Below are 16,151 nucleotides of genomic sequence, written 5' to 3'. Positions count from 1 at the left end.
CCGGCGGACCGGACCGGACCGGACCGGCCCGGAACAGACCGGCCCGGGCCGGGCGGCCCGGCGCTCCCGCGCGCGATCACCCGCGCCCAAGGCGCCTCAGCCCGCGTCGGTCGCCTCGAAGGTCACCTTCGCCGTGTCCACCGTGCCCGCGGCACGCCCGGGTGCGCTCTGCCACGACCAGTACAGGTTGGTGTGGGCTATCACCTGCTCCGGCGCCGGAGCGCCGTACTTGCTCAGGTCCTCCGTCGTGTGCGCGTCGCCGACCAGTGTCACGTCGTATCCCCGCACGAAGGCGCCGTGCAGTGTCGAGCGAATGCACGCGTCGGTCTGCGCCCCGGTGACGACGACCCGGCCCACCCCGCGCGCCGCGAGCACCGACTCCAGCTCGGTGTCCTCGAAGGAGTCCTGGTAGGTCTTGTGGACGAGCGGCTCGGCGTCGAGGCGGACCAGTTCCTCGACGTACTCCCAGTTCTCGCTGCCCCGTTCGAGGTCGTCGTCGGAGTGCTGTACCCAGACGACCGGCACGTCCTGCGCGCGGGCCGCGTCGATCAGGGTGTGGATGTTCGCGATCACCTCGTCGCGCCGGGGCGCGCCCGCCACCACGCCCTTCTGGACGTCGATCACGAGCAGGGCGGTGTTCGGCCGGTCGGGCAGGGTGGTCATGGAGAACTCCGGTTCCTCGTCATGGGTGATCGGTGCTCGGACGGTCCACATTAGGACGCCCCACTGACAACGGCCTCGAAGCCATCTCGTCCGGACCGTTGACGGAGTGTCATGACTCCAACAACCATGTCCTGCGACCCCGCTCTGGGAGCGCTCCCACGAGAGATGGCACCCGCATCCCGTACGGAGCGTCCCGCACCTCCCCGAGGAGCCCGGACGTGAAACGACGCAGAACCACCCTGCTGTCCCTCGCGGCCCTGCTGGGGGCTGCGCTCACCGCGCTGCCCGTGCAGTCGGCCGGTGCGGAGGAGGTCGAACAGGTCAGGAACGGCGGCTTCGGCACCTCCGCCGACCCGTGGTGGACCAGCAACGTCACCGCCGCTCTCACCGACGGCCGACTGTGCGCGGACGTGCCGGGCGGCACCGTCAACCGCTGGGACTCCGCCATCGGCCAGGAGGCGATCACCCTGGTGAAGGGGTCGTCGTACCGGTTCTCCTTCAGCGCCTCCGGGGTGCCCGAGGGGCATGTGGTGCGGGCGATCGTGGGCCTCGGCGTCTCCCCGTACGACACCTGGTACGAGGCGACCCCGGTGCTGAACGAGTCGGGAGACGCCTACACGTACACGTTCACCTCGCCGGTCGACAGCACCCAGGGCCAGGTCGCCTTCCAGGTCGGCGGGAGCGCCGATCCCTGGCGGTTCTGCCTGGACGACGTGTCGCTGCTGGGCGGGGTGCCGCCGGAGGTGTACCAGCCCGACACCGGGCCACGCGTGCGCGTCAACCAGGTCGCCTATCTGCCGGCCGGACCCAAGAACGCCACCCTGGTCACCGACGCCGACGCGAAGCTGCCCTGGCAGCTCAAGAACGGCTCCGGGGCGACGGTCGCGCACGGCTGGAGCGTGCCGCGCGGACTCGACGTCTCCTCCGGACAGAACGTCCACTCCATCGACTTCGGCGGCTACCGCACGCGCGGGACGGGCTTCACGCTGGTCGCCGACGGCGAGACCAGCCGCCCCTTCGACATCGGCACCGCCGCCTACGATCAGCTGCGCCTGGACGCGGTGAAGTACTACTACACGCAGCGCAGCGGCATCGCGATCCGGGACGACCTGCGGCCCGGGTACGGCAGGGCGGCCGGTCATGTGAACGCGGCCCCCAACCAGGGCGACTCCGCGGTCCCGTGCCGGCCCGGGGTGTGCGACTACACCCTCGACGTCACCGGCGGCTGGTACGACGCCGGCGACCACGGCAAGTACGTCGTCAACGGCGGCATCGCCACCTGGGAGCTGCTGAGCACCTACGAACGTTCCCTGCTCGCCCGCACCGGCGACCCGGCCGCTCTCGGCGACGGGACGCTCGCCCTCCCGGAGAGCGGCAACAAGGTGCCGGACGTCCTCGACGAGGCCCGCTGGGAACTCGACTTCCTGCTGAAGATGCAGGTGCCGGACGGGCAGCCGCTCGCCGGCATGGCCCACCACAAGATCCACGACGAGCAGTGGACCGGCCTGCCGCTGCTGCCGGGCGACGATCCGCAGAAGCGCGAACTGCACCCGCCCACCACCGCCGCGACCCTCAATCTGGCCGCCACGGCCGCCCAGGCGGCCCGCCTGTACCGGCCCTACGACAAGGCCTTCGCGGCGAAGGCGCTGACGGCCGCGCGCAAGGCCTTCACGGCGGCCCTCGCGCATCCGGACGTGTACGCCGACCCGAACGACGGCATCGGCGGCGGCGCCTACAACGACGACGACGCGACCGACGAGTTCTACTGGGCGGCCGCCGAGCTGTACCTCAGCACGGGGGAGAAGCAGTTCGCCGACCAGGTGGTGAGCTCTCCGGTGCACACGGCCGACATCTTCGTCCCCAGCGGCTTCGACTGGTCCCGCACGGCCGCCGCCGGCCGCCTCGACCTGGCGACCGTCCCGAACCGGCTGCCCGGCCGCGACAAGGTCCGCGCATCGGTCGTGCGGGGCGCCGACACGTATCTCGCCACACTGGCCGGGCAGCCGTACGGCATGCCCTACGCCCCCGACGGCAACCGCTACGACTGGGGCTCCAGCCACCAGGTCCTCAACAACGCCGTGGTCATCGCCACGGCCTACGACCTCACCGGCGCCTCGAAGTACCGGGCCGGGGCCGTCCAGAGCATGGACTACGTCCTCGGGCGCAACGCGCTCAACCTGTCGTACGTCACCGGCTACGGCGAGGTGAACTCCCACCACCAGCACAGCCGCTGGTACGCGCACCAACTGGACCCGAACCTGCCGGACCCGCCGCGGGGCACCCTGGCGGGCGGCGCGAACTCGAGCATTCAGGACCCCTACGCACAGGGCAAGCTGCAGGGCTGCGTGGGCCAGTTCTGCTATATCGACGACATCCAGTCCTGGTCCACGAACGAGACCGCGATCAACTGGAACGCGGCGCTGGCCCGGCTGGCCTCCTTTGTGGCGGATCAGGGATAGGGCGCGATCGGCAACCGGATCGCAATAGGCCCTGGCTGATCGGCGATGTGCAGGGTCGAACACCTTCCGGTACCGCGCGGTCATCAGTTTGACCTGGGGATATTTACGAGTAAGTACCCGCGCGGTACCGTGAGGGGTATGCCAGCCCTCAATGTGGAATTCAGCGATCGCGAGCTGGAGGACCTGCGGCAGATCGCCAAGGAACGCGGTACGTCGATGAAGGCACTCGTGCGGGAGGCGGCCGCCGCCGACATCGCGCGGCACCGGGCGCTCCAGGAGGGCGCGGAGGCCTTCCGCAGGTTCTTCGCCTCGCACGCGGACGAGTTCGCCGCCGCCTTTCCCGAGGACGAACGCTCCGTGCGGGGCGAGGGGCGGGTCGCCTGACCGATGACCTCCGTCATCCACATCGACGTGCCCTGGCTGCTCCAGCGCCATGAAGAGGTTCTGCCGGAGCAGCCCACCGTCAACGACTTCTCGGCGCTGGTCGCCGCCGTCGCCCGGCACCGGGTCGATCCGCCCAAGCTGGGCGTGGACTCCGACCCGGCCTGGCGGGCCGCCGCGCTGCTGCACACCCTCACCGTGCTCAAGCCCCTGCCCTCGGCCAACGCCCGATTCGCCTGCGCGACGGCGGTGGCGTACATGTTCACCAGTGGGGCCGGTATCGATCCGCCGTACGGCGCGCTCGTCGACCTCGCCCGCGATCTGCTGGACGGCAAGACGGACGTCTACGGCGCGGCGGACCGGCTGCGGTCCTGGCAGATATAGGCAAAGCGCAAACGTTCAGGGCCGCCGGCCGAGGGCGGGAGGAACAAGGCCGGCGGCCGTTTCGCGCAGGAGAGCCGCCGTCCTGCGCGGGGCCTCCGAGGAAGTGGCCGGTTCCAGCCAACTACGCGGGCCGGTGCGCCGGGAAAGTGCGCGGCGCCCCGGTGCGTGCGCGTGTTTCACACGGGGCGCAAGGGCGGATTTCGGCCGGGCCGGCAGATGCCGCGGAAAGGCGGGATGCCCGGTGCGAGCCGGCCCCGCCTATCGACTTTCTATCAACAAGGCGCAGCTTCAGCTCTCGCCTTGTTGTGCGCGACTCAGTTGTGCAAAGGTGAACCGCCCGTGCGGGGGGTCATGACCAAACCCCCTGCGTTCGTCGGCGGAGGCGAATTCACGCTCCCTGCCGCACCGAACAGGTACGTACCAAAGGAATGCGCTCAGTGCCCACCCCTCAGCCTCCTCGTCCGCCCTACCCTCCGCCGGGCGGGGGTCCCGGAGAATCCGACGAGTCACTCGCCGCGGGTATACGTGGCGGCGCGGACAGCGAGGTCGCCCAGTCCACCGCTCTGCTGATCGCCCGGCACTGGCGGCCGGTGCACGAGTACGCGGTCATCTGCCTCGCCTCCTCCGGGAGTGTCGCGTCCATGGTCACCGCGGCCGCCTTCCACCAGGTCCTCGACCGGCTGAAGCTGGGCGAGCCGGGGACCGCGCTGCGGCCCCGACTGCTGGTGACCGTGCGGGACATGGCCCGGCTGTGGTCCGCGGACGAGGAACTGTCCGGCGTGCTGCCGGTGCTGCGCAAGCCGGCCGGCGCCCGTGGGATGCGGGCCGCGAAATCCATGATCCCGGAGAACCGGGTGCTGGCGGAACGCTCGTTCCAGGGCCTTCCCGCGGTCGCCCGGTGCGTCCTGTGGCATGTGGAGGTCGAGGCCGAAGAGATCACCGTCGCCGCCGGTCTGCTCGGCATGGACACCGACACCGTGGCCTCCGTCCTGGAGCAGGCCCAGGACAAACTGCGTGAAGGAGTCGTCCGGGCGCACCGGGAACTCGCCCCGAGCAAGGACTGCCGCTTCTACAACCGGCTCCTCGACGTCCCGATCCGCCGCGGCGGCGAGCTCCTGCCGGACGTGCGCAAGCACCTGGACGAGTGCCGCTACTGCCGTGCCGCCGCCGAACAGCTCGGCCACTTCGAGAGCGGCCTCGGCGTGCTGCTCGCCGAGGCCGTGCTCGGCTGGGGCGCCCGCCGCTACCACGACACCCGCCCCGGCCGCGCCAAGCAGCAGACCGTACGGCTCAAGGGCTCCGCACGGCACGGCGGCCGTGGGACCCGTGGCACCCGGGGCAGGGGCGGCAACCTGCTCTCGCGCATCCCCTCGCCCCGCCGGCGGTCGTCGGGGGAGCCCCGCTCACCGCGCGCGCTGTTCACCGGTGTCGGCCTGGCCTCGGCGGGTCTGCTGACCACCCTGCTCGCCGCCGGCATGTGGTCGGACGACGGCGGCGCCGACCCGGCCGCCTCCACCAGCGGCAGCGTCCCCGGTATCGACTCGCAGGCCGCCACCGCCTCGCCGACCGCCCCGGACACCGCCCAACTGCCCACCGCGCCACGGCAGACCAGGCTGCGCAACGCCGCCGCCGACCTCTGCCTGGACGTCCGGGGCGAGGCGAGGGCGGGCTCCTCCGTCGAACTGGCGGACTGCTCCTCCGACGCGACCCAGCAGTGGTCGTACGACGACGACGGGCAGTTGCGCAGCGTGGCCGGGCCCGGCCTCTGCGTGGACTCCCACGCGGACGCCGGGGTGGTCATCCTCGGCTCGTGCGTGGACGAGACCGACGCCCGAGGGGACGACGTCCGCTACGACCTCACCGTGCAGGGCGAGTTGCTGCCCCGCTGGGACGACGCGCTCGCCCTCGCACCGGCCGGCGAGGAGCCGGGAGCGGACGTGGTCGTGAAGGTCCGCGATCACTCCACCGGCCAGCGCTGGCTCACCGACGTCGCCTCCGCCACGCCCGGTTCCCTCGCGGTCACCGGCACGGACGCGCCCGCCTCGGCCCAGCCGGTCGACCTGGCGGACGGCACCACCTGAGCCACCCGGTACGCGAACCCCGGCCGGCCCGAGGGCACGGCGGTGACCGGTGGCCGCGCCGTCACCCGACCGCCGTCACCCGGCGTCCTCGACGAGGTCCGCCGGGCCCACGGTCCCAGGCCCGGCGTGGCCGGACAGCGCCAGGGTGAGGTCGAACTCGGCGAGCAGACAGCGGATCACGTGCTCGACGCCGGGTTGTCCGTCCAGGCCGAGGCCGTAGACGTAGGGACGGCCGAGGAGTACCGCCCGCGCGCCGAGGGCGAGCGCCTTGAAGACGTCGTCGCCGGTGCGCACCCCGCTGTCGAACAGCACCGTCAGCCGGTCGCCGACCGCCCGCGCCACCCGGGGCAGCGCGTCGGCTGCCGCGACCGAACCGGCGACCTGCCGGCCCCCGTGGTTGGAGACCACCACGCCGTCCATCCCGGCGTCGGCGGCCAGCCGGGCGTCGTCGGGGTGCAGCACACCCTTGAGGACGATCGGCCCGTCCCAGTTCTCCCGCAGGAACGCCAGGTCCGGCCAGGTCTTGCCAGGGTCCGCGAACAGACTCACGAAGTGCAGGACGGCCGCGTTCGGGTCCTCGTGCACCGGCTTGGCCAGGCCCGCCCGGAAGGCCGGGTCGGTGAAGTAGTTGGCGGTGCCCACGCCGTGCAGGAACGGCAGATAGGCCTGGTCGAGGTCGCGGGGCCGCCACGCCAGCAGCGGGGTGTCCAGGGTGACGACGAGCACCGTGAACCCGCTCGTCCGCGCCCGCTGCAGGAAGCTGCGGGTCACCTCGCGGTCCTTGGACCAGTACAGCTGGAACCAGCGCTCGGCATCCCCCATCGCCTCGGCCACCTGCTCGATCGGCGTGCTGGACGCCGACGACAGGACGAACGGCACCCCCTGCGCGGCCGCCGCCCGGGCCGCCGCGGACTCGGCCTCCGGATGCATGATCGACAGCACGCCGACGGGCGCGAGAGCGAGCGGCGCGGGCAGGGCACGGCCCAGCACCTCGACCGACAGGTCCCGCTCGTGCACGTCCCGCAGCATGCGCGGCACGATCCGGCGGCGCTCCAGGGCCGCGCGGTTCGCCCGCGCCGTGCTGCCGTCCCCCGCGCTGCCCGACACATAGCCGACCGGCCCGGGGCCGAGGCGCTGTGCGGTGAGCTCCTCGAGCCGGGTCAGGTCGGTGGGCAGCCGGGGGACCGCGCCCGTCATCCCGTTGAGATAGATCTCGTACTGGAAGTCCGCCCAGTGCTTCGCCATCCGTACGTCCCGCCTCTCGCCGTCCCGTGGTCCGGCGTCGTCGCCGTCGCAGGCGCGACCATACCGGCGGGTCGGTGGCGGTGGTCCGGGGACGGTGGCGGTGAGGGAGCCGACGGTGATCAGTACGGCGTGAGCCTGGAAGACGGCCCGCGCCGCGTCCGGCGTGAAGGGGCCGGGACGCCTGAAATCCGGGCAACCCACCCCGAAGAGACGCCCTCCAGCGGGATCCGGCTGCGCGGGGCACGGGCAGCCGGGGCGGGAGGCGTCGGACCACGACGCACGGATCAGTAGGGTGGTCACCGAAGCGAGGGGAGGAGCATGAGAGCGGCGCGCACTCTGGCGACCCTGGACGAGGTCGGCACCGGCGACCACGTCTGCCAGCTGCTGGATCCGGCGGACGATGTCATGGACCGCAGCCGGGCCTTCGTCGCGGACGGGGCACTGTTCGGCGACAAGGTGGTGATCGTCGGGCCGGCCATGGAGACACGCAGCGAATTCGCCCAGCTGGTCCTCGACCCCGCCCGGCTGGAAGGCTCCCTCCTGGCCGCGGTGCGCCGCGAGGCCGCCAACGCGGGCCGCGAGGGGTTCCGCTCGCTTCGGGTACTGCACCACGTCCGGCCCGACGGCTCCGCGCGGCCGTCCGAGCAGCTGCTGCGCAGCGAGCTGGACCTGGAGGAGTTCGCCGCCGACAGCGGCGCTCTGGTGGTCTGCGCCTATCACGGCGCCGACTGGGACGCTCCTACACTGGAACAGGTCAGGTGTGCCCACCCCCACCATCTGGGCAGCCGCCCGGTGTCACCCGCATTCCAGGTGTACCGGACGAGAAAGGACGGCTGGACGGTGAACGGGGTCGTCGACAGCGAAGGCGCTTCCGCCTTCGGAGCCATCCTGCGCACCCTGCTCGCCCGGAAGACGACCGTGCGCCTGTTCTGCCATGCCCTGGACTTCTTCGACGCGGCCGGGATGAGCGCCCTGGCCGACGCTGCCGGACACCTGCCGGACCGGAAGGTCGTCCTGGAGGGGACGAACGAGACCGTGCGGCTGGCCTGGGAACTGTCCGGCTTCGCCGTCCCCCGCGTTCCGGTGGTGATGGCGCTGTGACCTCCTCCTCCCGCCCCCCTGCCGCGCCCTCCGGCACCGGCTACCGGCACGAGCTGTACCCGTACTGCGGCCGAGGCGAGTTCATCGAGGGCACGCTGGGCTTCATCCAGGAGGCGCTCGACGCCGGCGAGGCCGTCGTCGTGGCCGTACCGCAGGACAAGGTGTCCCTGCTGCGTGCCCAGATCACCGATGACGCTGCGGTGCGCTACGTCGACACCACGCTCACCGCGCACCACCCGGGCCGGCTCATCGGGGCCTGGCAGGAGTGGATCAAGGAGTACGTCTCCCAGGGGCGCCCGGTGCGCGGGATCGGCGAATCGCCGTGGGAGGAGGTCCGCAGCCCCGCCGAGGCGCAGGAACTGCGCTACCACGAGTGGCTGCTGAACAAGGCCTTCGCCGACAGCCCGGCCTGGTGGCTGCTGTGCCCGTACGACGTCGCCGGCGAGAAGGCCGCGCTGGAGGAGATGACCCGCTGCCATCCCGAGATCCGCACGGGCGGCCGCAGCATGCCGAGCACGGACTACGACCCGCAGGCGCCGTTCGTCTTCGTCCCGCTGACCGACCCCTGTGACCCGTACGAGGAGTTCGTCTACGCCGGCGGCGACCTGCCGGCGCTGCGGGAGAAGATCGGGCGCTGCGCCGAACGGCACGGGCTGGGCGGCCGGCGCCTGCGCGAGCTGCATCTGGCCGCCACGGAGGTGGCCGCCAACAGCATCCGGCACGGCGGCGGGCACGGCGTGCTGCGGACGTGGAGCGAGAACCACCGGCTGGTGTGCGAGTTCCGCGACGCCGGTTACATCGACAACCCCCTGACAGGCCGGTCGAGGCCCGACGGCACGCAGATCGGGGGACGCGGGCTGTGGCTGGCACACCAGCTGTGCGACCTCGTCGAGATCCGCTCCGCCCCCGACACCGGCACCACGATCCGCCTCCACACCGAACTCCCCGGCTGACCGCACGCCACTCGGGCCCGTCGGCCCGCGGAAGAGCTCCGGGCGGGGCCCTGGTGGGTTCCGGGAGGGATCCGTGAGGGGTCCGGGAGGGGTCCGGGTGAGCAGCCCAGAGGGATCCGGTGGCGAGCGAGCGCGGTGGACCGTCCCTGACGGTGTCCTCGTCGTCCTGGGGCCCTGGTGACCGTTCGGTCTGCCCACCCGACACCGCCGTCCTAGACTCGGACCGTGCACAGGACCGACCGCGCCGGCCGGATGATCGCGGCACCACCGGCGGCCGTCTACGACGCCCTCCTCGACCGGGAGGCCCTGCAGACCTGGCTGCCGCCGGACGGCATGCGCGGACGCGTCGAGCGGTGGGATCCCCGTCCCGGTGGCGGGTTCCGGATGGTACTCACCCACCTCGACCCCACCGGCAGCCCCGGCAAGACCTCGGAGGCGACGGATGTCGTCGAGGTCGGGTTCGCCGAACTGGTGCCACCCGAGCGCGTGGTGCAGCGGGCCGTGTTCGAGGCGGACGATCCGTCGTACGCGGGCACCATGACGATGACCTGGCACCTCGCTGCCGCCGGTGACGGGACAGAGGTGACCGTCACCGCCACGGATGTGCCACCCGGCATCGACCAAGCGGTGCACGAGGCCGGGATCGCCTCCTCGCTGGCCAACCTGGCGTCGTACGTCGAACGGGCCGGCTGACTCGGGCTGACTCGGCGGCTGCGGAGGACCCCGTCCCGGCGTTCGGCAGACGGTCCGGTTCGATCGCCACCGGCCGGCGCTGGTGCGCATCGTCCTGGAGGAGACCGGCGCCCAGCTCGTCGACGCCGGCCCCCTGGCCGCCGCGGCTGCGCGACGCTCGGTAGAGGGACTGCGCCTGACGGTGAACCTGCCCTTCGGCGTCGCCTGGCAGGGTGCCTATCAGGTGCAGGACCTCGCCTGGGCCCGGCCCCGGGTCTGGGCCTGGCCGAATCGGGGCGGTCAGGCCTTCAGAGCCTGCTCGACAGTGGGATGACAGGGGATGAAGGCGTCGACGCCGACGATCTGCAGCAGGCGTACGACGGACTCCTGGGCGCCGGCCATGCGCAGCCACCCCTGAGCCCGACTCACCCGCAGGTGCGCGGCGACGAAGACGTTGATCCCGCTGGAGTCCATGAAGGTCACACCGTTGAGATCTGCCACGATCCGGGGCGGCGCCATGCCGTCCTCATAGGTCAGCGCCCGGCTGAGGACGTCTTTGACGTCGTGGTCGATCTCGCCGTGCACGGTCACGACGAGGACGCCGTCGACCACCTCGGTCTGGACGGAGAACCGGCCGGGCCGGTCCTCCTTCTGGATGTGGGTCACCGTCTCCTCGACTACTCCTGGGCCATCTGATGCGATCGCCGGGACGCGGCCCCGACGGTTCGCCCTCCATCACTGCGCACGACCGTACCTCACCATCCAACTTCAGAAAATCTACCCTGACGAGAGTAGACATTGGTTAATGGCGTGGTTATGGTTTCTCTTGTAGACCAGAGAGACAGCAGGGCCCGGCAGACACGAACTGCCGGGCGGCAGTAACGCAGTTGCAGTGCGCGGGACGGTGCGGTGGTGGAGTTCCGAAGCCAGGGTTGTCGCAGGACGGCGACGGGGCTGACGACCGGACCGGGCGGCCGCAGGTCAGGGGCCGCCGTGAGCAGTACCGCAGGTCTCCGGTCGAGCAACCGCGATCCCGGCAGTCCCGACTGCGTCTCGGTCGGGTCTGCGGAAACAGAAGGCCGGTGCAGCAGTAGGGCCGGCGGATGGTGTAGCAGTTCCTTCGGGCCCTGGCGCCGTACGGTGCCAGGGCCCCTCTACGTGCTCAGGGGGAGGGGCAGGTGACAGCAGAACGACTCCCAGAGGCGCGTCCCGGTGAGGGTGTTGCCGCGAAACAGGTGCGGCAGTCCAATGCCGTGAGTGCCACACCTGTTTGTGTCGTGCAGGAAGGGAGAGGCCCGTGCCCGTCTACGAACTCGCCGATCGCCTGGTCATCGGAATCGCTTCCAGCGCCCTGTTCGACCTGGCGGAGGCGGATGCTGTCTTTCGCGAGCAAGGTGAAGAGGTGTACCGGGCCTACCAGGAAGAGCATCTCGGCGACATGCTGGGGACCGGGGTGGCCTTTCCCTTCATCCGTCGACTGCTGTCCCTGAACGATCTGTCACCTGAGGATCCTCTGGTGGAGGTCATCGTCCTGTCCCGCAACGACCCCGACACCGGCCTGCGGGTCATGCGGTCCATCGAGTCGCACGGTCTGTCGATCAGCCGGGCCATCTTCATGCAGGGACGCTCGCCCTACCACTTCATGCCGGCCCTGAACATGTCCCTGTTTCTGTCGGCGAACGAGACCGACGTCCGCGAGGCCGTCGCGCTCGGCCTGCCGGCAGGCCGCGTCCTGGGCCCCGCAGCCGCGGACGACATCGACGACCAGGACCTACGGATCGCCTTCGACTTCGATGGAGTTCTCGCCGACGACGCCTCTGAACAGGTCTTCCAGAGCGGCGGTATAGAAGATTTCCGTTCCCACGAGACCGTCAACGCCGCCACCCCGCACGATCCGGGTCCACTGCGGGACTTCCTCGCCGGCCTCAACAGGGTCCAGCGGCGAGAACAAGAACAGCGGACCGGAAACCCGGACTACAAGATCCGTGTGCACGTCTCACTCGTCACCGCCCGCAGCGCCCCGGCCCACGAACGCGCGGTGCGCAGCCTCAAGGGGTGGGGTTTGACGGTCAACGATGCGTTCTTTCTCGGAGGCATAGACAAGGGCACGATCATGCGGGTGCTCAAGCCCCACATCTTCTTCGACGACCAGGTCAGCCACCTCACCGGGACGTCCCGCAGCACCCCGAGTGTGCACATCCCCTTCGGCAAGATCAACGAGTGAGGCATGGGACGACTGTCCGTAGAGCCCGTCTGACGGGTCGCGGTGCAGGCCATGAGCCCGAGGTCAGTGCAGATCTGCCGGGAAGGCATGACGGTGGTCGGCGGGGCAGGTGAGGATGCGCAAGTCTCCCGACCGGACTGCCGAACCAACGGGGTGGGGCAAGACAGCGGGCAGGGGGGAATCATTCTTCTTCCGCGTCGGGAGTGGACGGATCCGCCGTATCTCCGTGACTGGCGCCGGAGTCGGAGGCGGAGTCGGGGGCCGCGTCAGGTCCCTGGGCCCGCACTCGCTGGACCTGTTCGAGGGAGTCGCGCAGCTCGGTGAGCCAGTCGTCGGTGTGGCGCTGGACGAGCCGCACGCACCAGGCGAGCGCGTCGCTGCGGCTGCGGGCCACGCCCGCGCCGATCAGGGTGTCGAGGACCTGGCGTTCGGGCTGCCGCAGCCGGGTCATGACGGGCGCGGCGACGTGGGTGAACAGGGCGCGCTCCCCGTCGCACACCACACCCCAGGACACCTTCCGGCGGAACCGGTGTTCGGCGTCGCGGGCCACGGCCATCCGCGTCTCCCGGGTGCGTTCCCGGAACTCCTGGATCCGTGCGCCGACCGCCGCCTCCCGCTCGGCGGCCGAGACGTCCTCGGCCAGCCGGGGCGCGGGGATGCGGCCGATCACGGTGATCTCCTCGCGGTCGACCGTCACCTCGGCGGGTTCCTCGAAGAGCTCGTCCGGCAGGCGGCCGATGAACCAGCCCCTCAGCTTCTCTTTCTGCTCGGTCGTAATCATGTAATGACGATTACTCCGCAGGTACATGAACACAAGGGGTCGAGAAGAAGTCCGCCGAGAGCGGAACGGAGGGGTGCGCGGAGAGATCCGGAGGCCGAGGCGGAATGTTTCAGGCCGATTAACGAAGCTATGGAAACCGGTCATCGAGACGATCGAAGGGATCAAGAAGCGCTTGCTTTCGGCGTTGGAACGTTCGAATTCCGTTACTTCTCGCCACTGATTCAATACGCAAGGTTACTGAAAGCCATGGGGTCGATGTGAGATTCGGCGGTGGACTAGGCAGACTCGCGCTCGCCGCGTTCGACACCGACCGAGCCGGACCGGCACACCCCCGAATCGAGCGGAAGGATGCACACAATGCGGAACACCGCGCGCTGGGCAGCGACCCTCGGCCTCACGGCCGCCACCGTCTGCGGATCCCTCACCGGATCCGCGCTCGCCGCCCCGGCCGCCGCGCCGACCTCCCTCTACGCCCCGTCGGCTCTCGTGCTGACCGTGGGCCACGGAGAGACCGCCGCCACCGTCAACGCGGCCCGGGCCGTCACCCTGAGCTGCGCCCCGACGCCCTCCGGCACCCACCCCGACGCCGCTCGCGCCTGCGCCGAACTGCGCGCCGCCGGCGGCGATCTGGACGCCTTGGCGGGTCCGGGCGACGCCGTCTGCACGAGGGAGTACGACCCGGTGGTCGTCACCGTCGACGGCGTATGGCAGGGCAAGCGCGTCTCCTTCGAGCGCGCCTTCTCCAACGAGTGCGTGAAGAACGCTGCCGGGAGCAGCCTCTTCGCGTTCTGAGACCGGGATCGCGTGGTCCCCGTGGACGTCCAGAGAGGCTCGTGAGGTGGGGAGTGCGAGCCCCTGACACGGGAGCAGCGTGATTCCGTACCCGGAGGCCGGACGGACAGTGTGGGGCTGTCCGCCGGCCTCCGGTGCATTCGTTCCACGAGTGGGACGTGCCGGAGGGTCCCCAGGAATCCCTAGGACCGCTCCCGGTGGCTGGTGTCGCACCAGGGGTAACGGCGGCTGCGCCGGCAGGTGCACAGGGCGACCCGGAAGCGGTCGGAAGCGACCGTGGTGCCGTCCTCCAGTTCCACCTCGACGGGTCCCTCGACGAGCAGGGGCCCCTGGCGCTGGACGCTGATCCGACAGGGCCTGTCAGCTGGGGAGTTCGGCACGGACGACCACCAGTTCCTCGTTCTCGTCGTCGTCGGACAGCAGACCCCGCTCCCGCAGCCAGTCCCTGCGCTCGCGCAGGACCGGGCCGAAGGGGATACGGCGGCGTCGCGTCACGGACGCCTTGAGGCCGGACGCGCGCAGGACCGTGAGAGTGCTCGCGGGGTCGCTGAGCGCGGAGTGGACCATCAGCAGCACGCCGCCGGGCCGCAGCAGCAGGGGCGCCTCGACGCAGATCCGGTCGAGCAGGAGCCTGCCGTCACCGCCGCCGTCCCAGGCCCGGGCCGTCCCGCGGCCCACGCGGTCGCCGGCCGGCGCGGGTACGTACGGCGGGTTGGTCAGGATCAGGTCGAAGGACCGTCCGTGCACGGGGGCGAAGAGGTTGCCGCGGTGCACACGCACCGGCAGCCGTTCCCGCCAGGCGTTGAGGCGGGCAGAGTACACCGCGCGCCAGGACACGTCGACCGCGGTGACCCGCGTGCCGCGCCGCGCGGCCTCCAGTGCCAGCGCGCCGGTGCCGGTGCCCACGTCGAGGACGTCGGCGCCCGGGAGCAGCGGTTCTTCGGACAGTGCCCCGGCCAGCAGGGCGGTGTCCTCCTGAGGGGCGTACACGCCCGGGAGTACGAGTGGGTTCACGTCGACCAAGTACCCAGACAATCACGAAATATGGGCTTTTTCCTGATGGGGGAGCGGCGTACGCAGGGAGGACTCTCCCGAGCGCCAGGCGCTCAGCAGGCGGGCGGCGAGGCGGTCCTCCAGGTGCCCGGTGGCGTCGAGACCGAAGGTGATGTCGGGGGCGAGGTGCGGTTCCTCGTCCAGCAGACCGCCGATGACGTCATGGCGTACCACCTGCTCGTGCACGGCGTCGGCCTCGACGTGCTCGTCGTAGAAGTGCTCGGCGGCGGGTCCGGCGTCCGCGCGGCGCATCGCCTGCGCGAGCCGCCGGGAGCCGGGCGAGGAGGTGATCTCGACCGCCGCGAAGTGGCCCACGAGGGCACCCCTGAGGGCCCGGTGCAGGCCGAAGAGGGACATCAGGTTGACCGTGGCCAGCATCTCGGCGCACGCGGCGTCCAGATAGCGGCCGTAGGTGGTGTCCAGGCCCAGGTCCGTCATCAGGTCCGCGAACAGCTGCGCGTGCACGCGCTCGGGGCGACCGCCGCCCCACTCGTCGAACTCCACCGCCGCCATCGCCGCCTTGGCCCGGCCCCACAGCCTCGGCAGCACCCACGCGTGCGGGTCCGCCTCCTTGAGGTGGTACAGCGAGCGCTGGGCGGCGTACTCGCGCAGCTGCCACAACTCGCCCTCGGCCGCGAGGAAATGGCTGACGCCCGAGCCCTCGACCGGCTCGACGAGAAGCTCCGCGAGCGCCTCCTCGACGGAGTCGTGGACCGGTGTGTCCTCGCGCAGGGCGGTCAGAAAGCGGTGCTCCAGCGCGGCCCGCACCCGCAGCAGACCGGGATCCCACTCCCGGTCCGGGGCCACCCCCGCGAAACCGCGGTAGTGCAGCTCGTAGCAGAGGTACAGGGCCAGCTGGAGGTCGTCGCCGTACGCGGACGCGACCGCGACCGTCTCCGCCGCCGGGAGCGCATCCGTGCCCGCCAGATATCCGCGGACGGCCGCGGACACCGGGCCGCGGGCGACCGGCAGCTGTGGTCCATGGGGGTCGTGTGCCATGCGCGCCGGGTACCCCACACCCGCCGGATCACCCGCCCGGGTCCGGATCCCCCGCCCAGGTCCGGATCCCCCGCCCAGGTCCGGATCACGCGAAGCAACGCTCCGCATCCGACCGCCTGCCACGGCCTGCCACGGCTTCCGACGGCTCACGCTGGCCGGGCCGGGCCTGGGCGGCCCGCCTGCTCCGATGCGTGCCGACCTGCTCCGATCAACCCGAGCGTCCGGCGGGCGGCCGCCGGGAGCGGTACCCGAGCGGCGAGATCACCTTCTCGCCCGGTCCAGGCGGCTCGCGCAGGTGGTGCGCCCGGCCCGCCTGCGTGCACCTCTGTCCGGCATCCGAGCGACCGGCCACCCTCGGCTCGG

16 protein-coding genes are annotated in these 16,151 nt (G+C 71.3%); 9 read left to right on the top strand and 7 right to left on the bottom strand.

The window, feature by feature from the left end; genetic code table 11:
* Window positions 1–96: 96 nt before the first annotated feature.
* Window positions 97–663: a cysteine hydrolase family protein gene (locus ACFVYS_RS04915; protein WP_389498891.1), complete on the bottom strand. Its 567-nt coding sequence runs from the start codon at window positions 661–663 to the stop codon at window positions 97–99.
* 218 nt (window positions 664–881) lie between these two features.
* Here ACFVYS_RS04915 and ACFVYS_RS04910 point away from each other — a divergent pair, with 218 nt between their 5' ends.
* From ACFVYS_RS04910 to ACFVYS_RS04895, 4 genes are all read left to right on the top strand, one after another.
* Window positions 882–3,122 (top strand): glycoside hydrolase family 9 protein, encoded by a 2,241-nt coding sequence (locus ACFVYS_RS04910; protein ID WP_389498889.1) that lies wholly within the window; start codon window positions 882–884, stop codon window positions 3,120–3,122.
* A 138-nt stretch (window positions 3,123–3,260) separates the two neighbouring features.
* A complete protein-coding gene (locus ACFVYS_RS04905; RefSeq protein WP_037735240.1) occupies window positions 3,261–3,506 on the top strand; it encodes a hypothetical protein in 246 nt (81 codons plus the stop codon).
* 3 nt (window positions 3,507–3,509) lie between these two features.
* Window positions 3,510–3,887 (top strand): toxin Doc, encoded by a 378-nt coding sequence (locus ACFVYS_RS04900; RefSeq protein WP_389498887.1) that lies wholly within the window; start codon window positions 3,510–3,512, stop codon window positions 3,885–3,887.
* A gap of 437 nt (window positions 3,888–4,324) precedes the next feature.
* A complete protein-coding gene (locus ACFVYS_RS04895) occupies window positions 4,325–5,968 on the top strand; it encodes an RICIN domain-containing protein (protein ID WP_389498885.1) in 1,644 nt (547 codons plus the stop codon).
* A 75-nt stretch (window positions 5,969–6,043) separates the two neighbouring features.
* Here ACFVYS_RS04895 and ACFVYS_RS04890 read toward each other — a convergent pair whose 3' ends face one another.
* Window positions 6,044–7,213, bottom strand: a complete 1,170-nt coding sequence (locus ACFVYS_RS04890; RefSeq protein ID WP_389498883.1) for a lactate 2-monooxygenase — start codon at window positions 7,211–7,213, stop codon at window positions 6,044–6,046.
* 318 nt (window positions 7,214–7,531) lie between these two features.
* On the opposite strand from ACFVYS_RS04890, the gene ACFVYS_RS04885 reads away from it, so the two are divergent.
* The 3 genes from ACFVYS_RS04885 (at window position 7,532) to ACFVYS_RS04875 (ending at window position 9,960) form a co-directional block, all read left to right on the top strand.
* Window positions 7,532–8,314 (top strand): MEDS domain-containing protein, encoded by a 783-nt coding sequence (locus ACFVYS_RS04885; RefSeq protein WP_389498881.1) that lies wholly within the window; start codon window positions 7,532–7,534, stop codon window positions 8,312–8,314.
* Window positions 8,311–9,267, top strand: coding sequence for an anti-sigma factor RsbA family regulatory protein (locus ACFVYS_RS04880; protein WP_389498879.1), 957 nt, complete (start codon window positions 8,311–8,313; stop codon window positions 9,265–9,267). The genes ACFVYS_RS04885 and ACFVYS_RS04880 overlap by 4 nt, the downstream gene beginning before the upstream one ends.
* A 225-nt stretch (window positions 9,268–9,492) precedes the next feature.
* Window positions 9,493–9,960, top strand: coding sequence for an SRPBCC family protein (locus tag ACFVYS_RS04875; RefSeq protein ID WP_389498877.1), 468 nt, complete (start codon window positions 9,493–9,495; stop codon window positions 9,958–9,960).
* 279 nt (window positions 9,961–10,239) lie between these two features.
* Here ACFVYS_RS04875 and ACFVYS_RS04870 read toward each other — a convergent pair whose 3' ends face one another.
* Window positions 10,240–10,605 carry an STAS domain-containing protein gene (locus ACFVYS_RS04870; RefSeq protein WP_389498875.1) on the bottom strand — a complete coding sequence of 122 codons (366 nt, stop codon included), beginning with the start codon at window positions 10,603–10,605 and terminating at the stop codon, window positions 10,240–10,242.
* 631 nt (window positions 10,606–11,236) lie between these two features.
* Here ACFVYS_RS04870 and ACFVYS_RS04865 point away from each other — a divergent pair.
* Entirely contained in the window at window positions 11,237–12,163 is a 927-nt protein-coding gene (locus ACFVYS_RS04865) for a 5'-nucleotidase (protein ID WP_389498873.1), read from the top strand.
* Between the two features lie 181 nt (window positions 12,164–12,344).
* Here ACFVYS_RS04865 and ACFVYS_RS04860 read toward each other — a convergent pair whose 3' ends face one another.
* Window positions 12,345–12,944: a hypothetical protein gene (locus tag ACFVYS_RS04860; RefSeq protein ID WP_389498871.1), complete on the bottom strand. Its 600-nt coding sequence runs from the start codon at window positions 12,942–12,944 to the stop codon at window positions 12,345–12,347.
* Between the two features lie 357 nt (window positions 12,945–13,301).
* Here ACFVYS_RS04860 and ACFVYS_RS04855 point away from each other — a divergent pair, with 357 nt between their 5' ends.
* The gene (locus ACFVYS_RS04855; RefSeq protein ID WP_389498869.1) at window positions 13,302–13,736 is read left to right on the top strand and encodes a protease inhibitor; all 435 of its coding nucleotides are present in this window, start codon (window positions 13,302–13,304) and stop codon (window positions 13,734–13,736) included.
* A gap of 182 nt (window positions 13,737–13,918) precedes the next feature.
* On the opposite strand, the gene ACFVYS_RS04850 is transcribed toward ACFVYS_RS04855, so the two are convergent.
* From ACFVYS_RS04850 to ACFVYS_RS04840, 3 genes are read right to left on the bottom strand one after another with little or no spacing between them, the layout of a single operon-like run.
* Window positions 13,919–14,116, bottom strand: coding sequence for a CDGSH iron-sulfur domain-containing protein (locus ACFVYS_RS04850; protein ID WP_057604023.1), 198 nt, complete (start codon window positions 14,114–14,116; stop codon window positions 13,919–13,921).
* Window positions 14,097–14,759 carry a HemK2/MTQ2 family protein methyltransferase gene (locus ACFVYS_RS04845; protein WP_389499100.1) on the bottom strand — a complete coding sequence of 221 codons (663 nt, stop codon included), beginning with the start codon at window positions 14,757–14,759 and terminating at the stop codon, window positions 14,097–14,099. The genes ACFVYS_RS04850 and ACFVYS_RS04845 overlap by 20 nt, the downstream gene beginning before the upstream one ends.
* A 12-nt stretch (window positions 14,760–14,771) precedes the next feature.
* Window positions 14,772–15,788 (bottom strand): iron-containing redox enzyme family protein, encoded by a 1,017-nt coding sequence (locus ACFVYS_RS04840; RefSeq protein ID WP_389498868.1) that lies wholly within the window; start codon window positions 15,786–15,788, stop codon window positions 14,772–14,774.
* Between the last annotated feature and the right edge of the window lie 363 nt (window positions 15,789–16,151).

The sequence above is a fragment of the Streptomyces sp. NPDC058295 genome, assembly GCF_042880655.1.
Classification (GTDB): domain Bacteria; phylum Actinomycetota; class Actinomycetes; order Streptomycetales; family Streptomycetaceae; genus Streptomyces; species Streptomyces coriariae.
The sequence above is the reverse complement of the archived record's forward strand: the minus strand, read 5'-3'. Positions and strand labels throughout refer to the sequence as shown.

Coding starts and splice junctions, on each gene's coding strand:
- ACFVYS_RS04890 (WP_389498883.1), bottom strand. CDS start 7,213: ATGGCGAAGCACTGGGCGGACTTCCAGTACGAGATCTATCTCAACGGG.
- ACFVYS_RS04855 (WP_389498869.1), top strand. CDS start 13,302: ATGCGGAACACCGCGCGCTGGGCAGCGACCCTCGGCCTCACGGCCGCC.
- ACFVYS_RS04860 (WP_389498871.1), bottom strand. CDS start 12,944: ATGATTACGACCGAGCAGAAAGAGAAGCTGAGGGGCTGGTTCATCGGC.
- ACFVYS_RS04905 (WP_037735240.1), top strand. CDS start 3,261: ATGCCAGCCCTCAATGTGGAATTCAGCGATCGCGAGCTGGAGGACCTG.
- ACFVYS_RS04885 (WP_389498881.1), top strand. CDS start 7,532: ATGAGAGCGGCGCGCACTCTGGCGACCCTGGACGAGGTCGGCACCGGC.
- ACFVYS_RS04900 (WP_389498887.1), top strand. CDS start 3,510: ATGACCTCCGTCATCCACATCGACGTGCCCTGGCTGCTCCAGCGCCAT.
- ACFVYS_RS04915 (WP_389498891.1), bottom strand. CDS start 663: ATGACCACCCTGCCCGACCGGCCGAACACCGCCCTGCTCGTGATCGAC.
- ACFVYS_RS04840 (WP_389498868.1), bottom strand. CDS start 15,788: ATGGCACACGACCCCCATGGACCACAGCTGCCGGTCGCCCGCGGCCCG.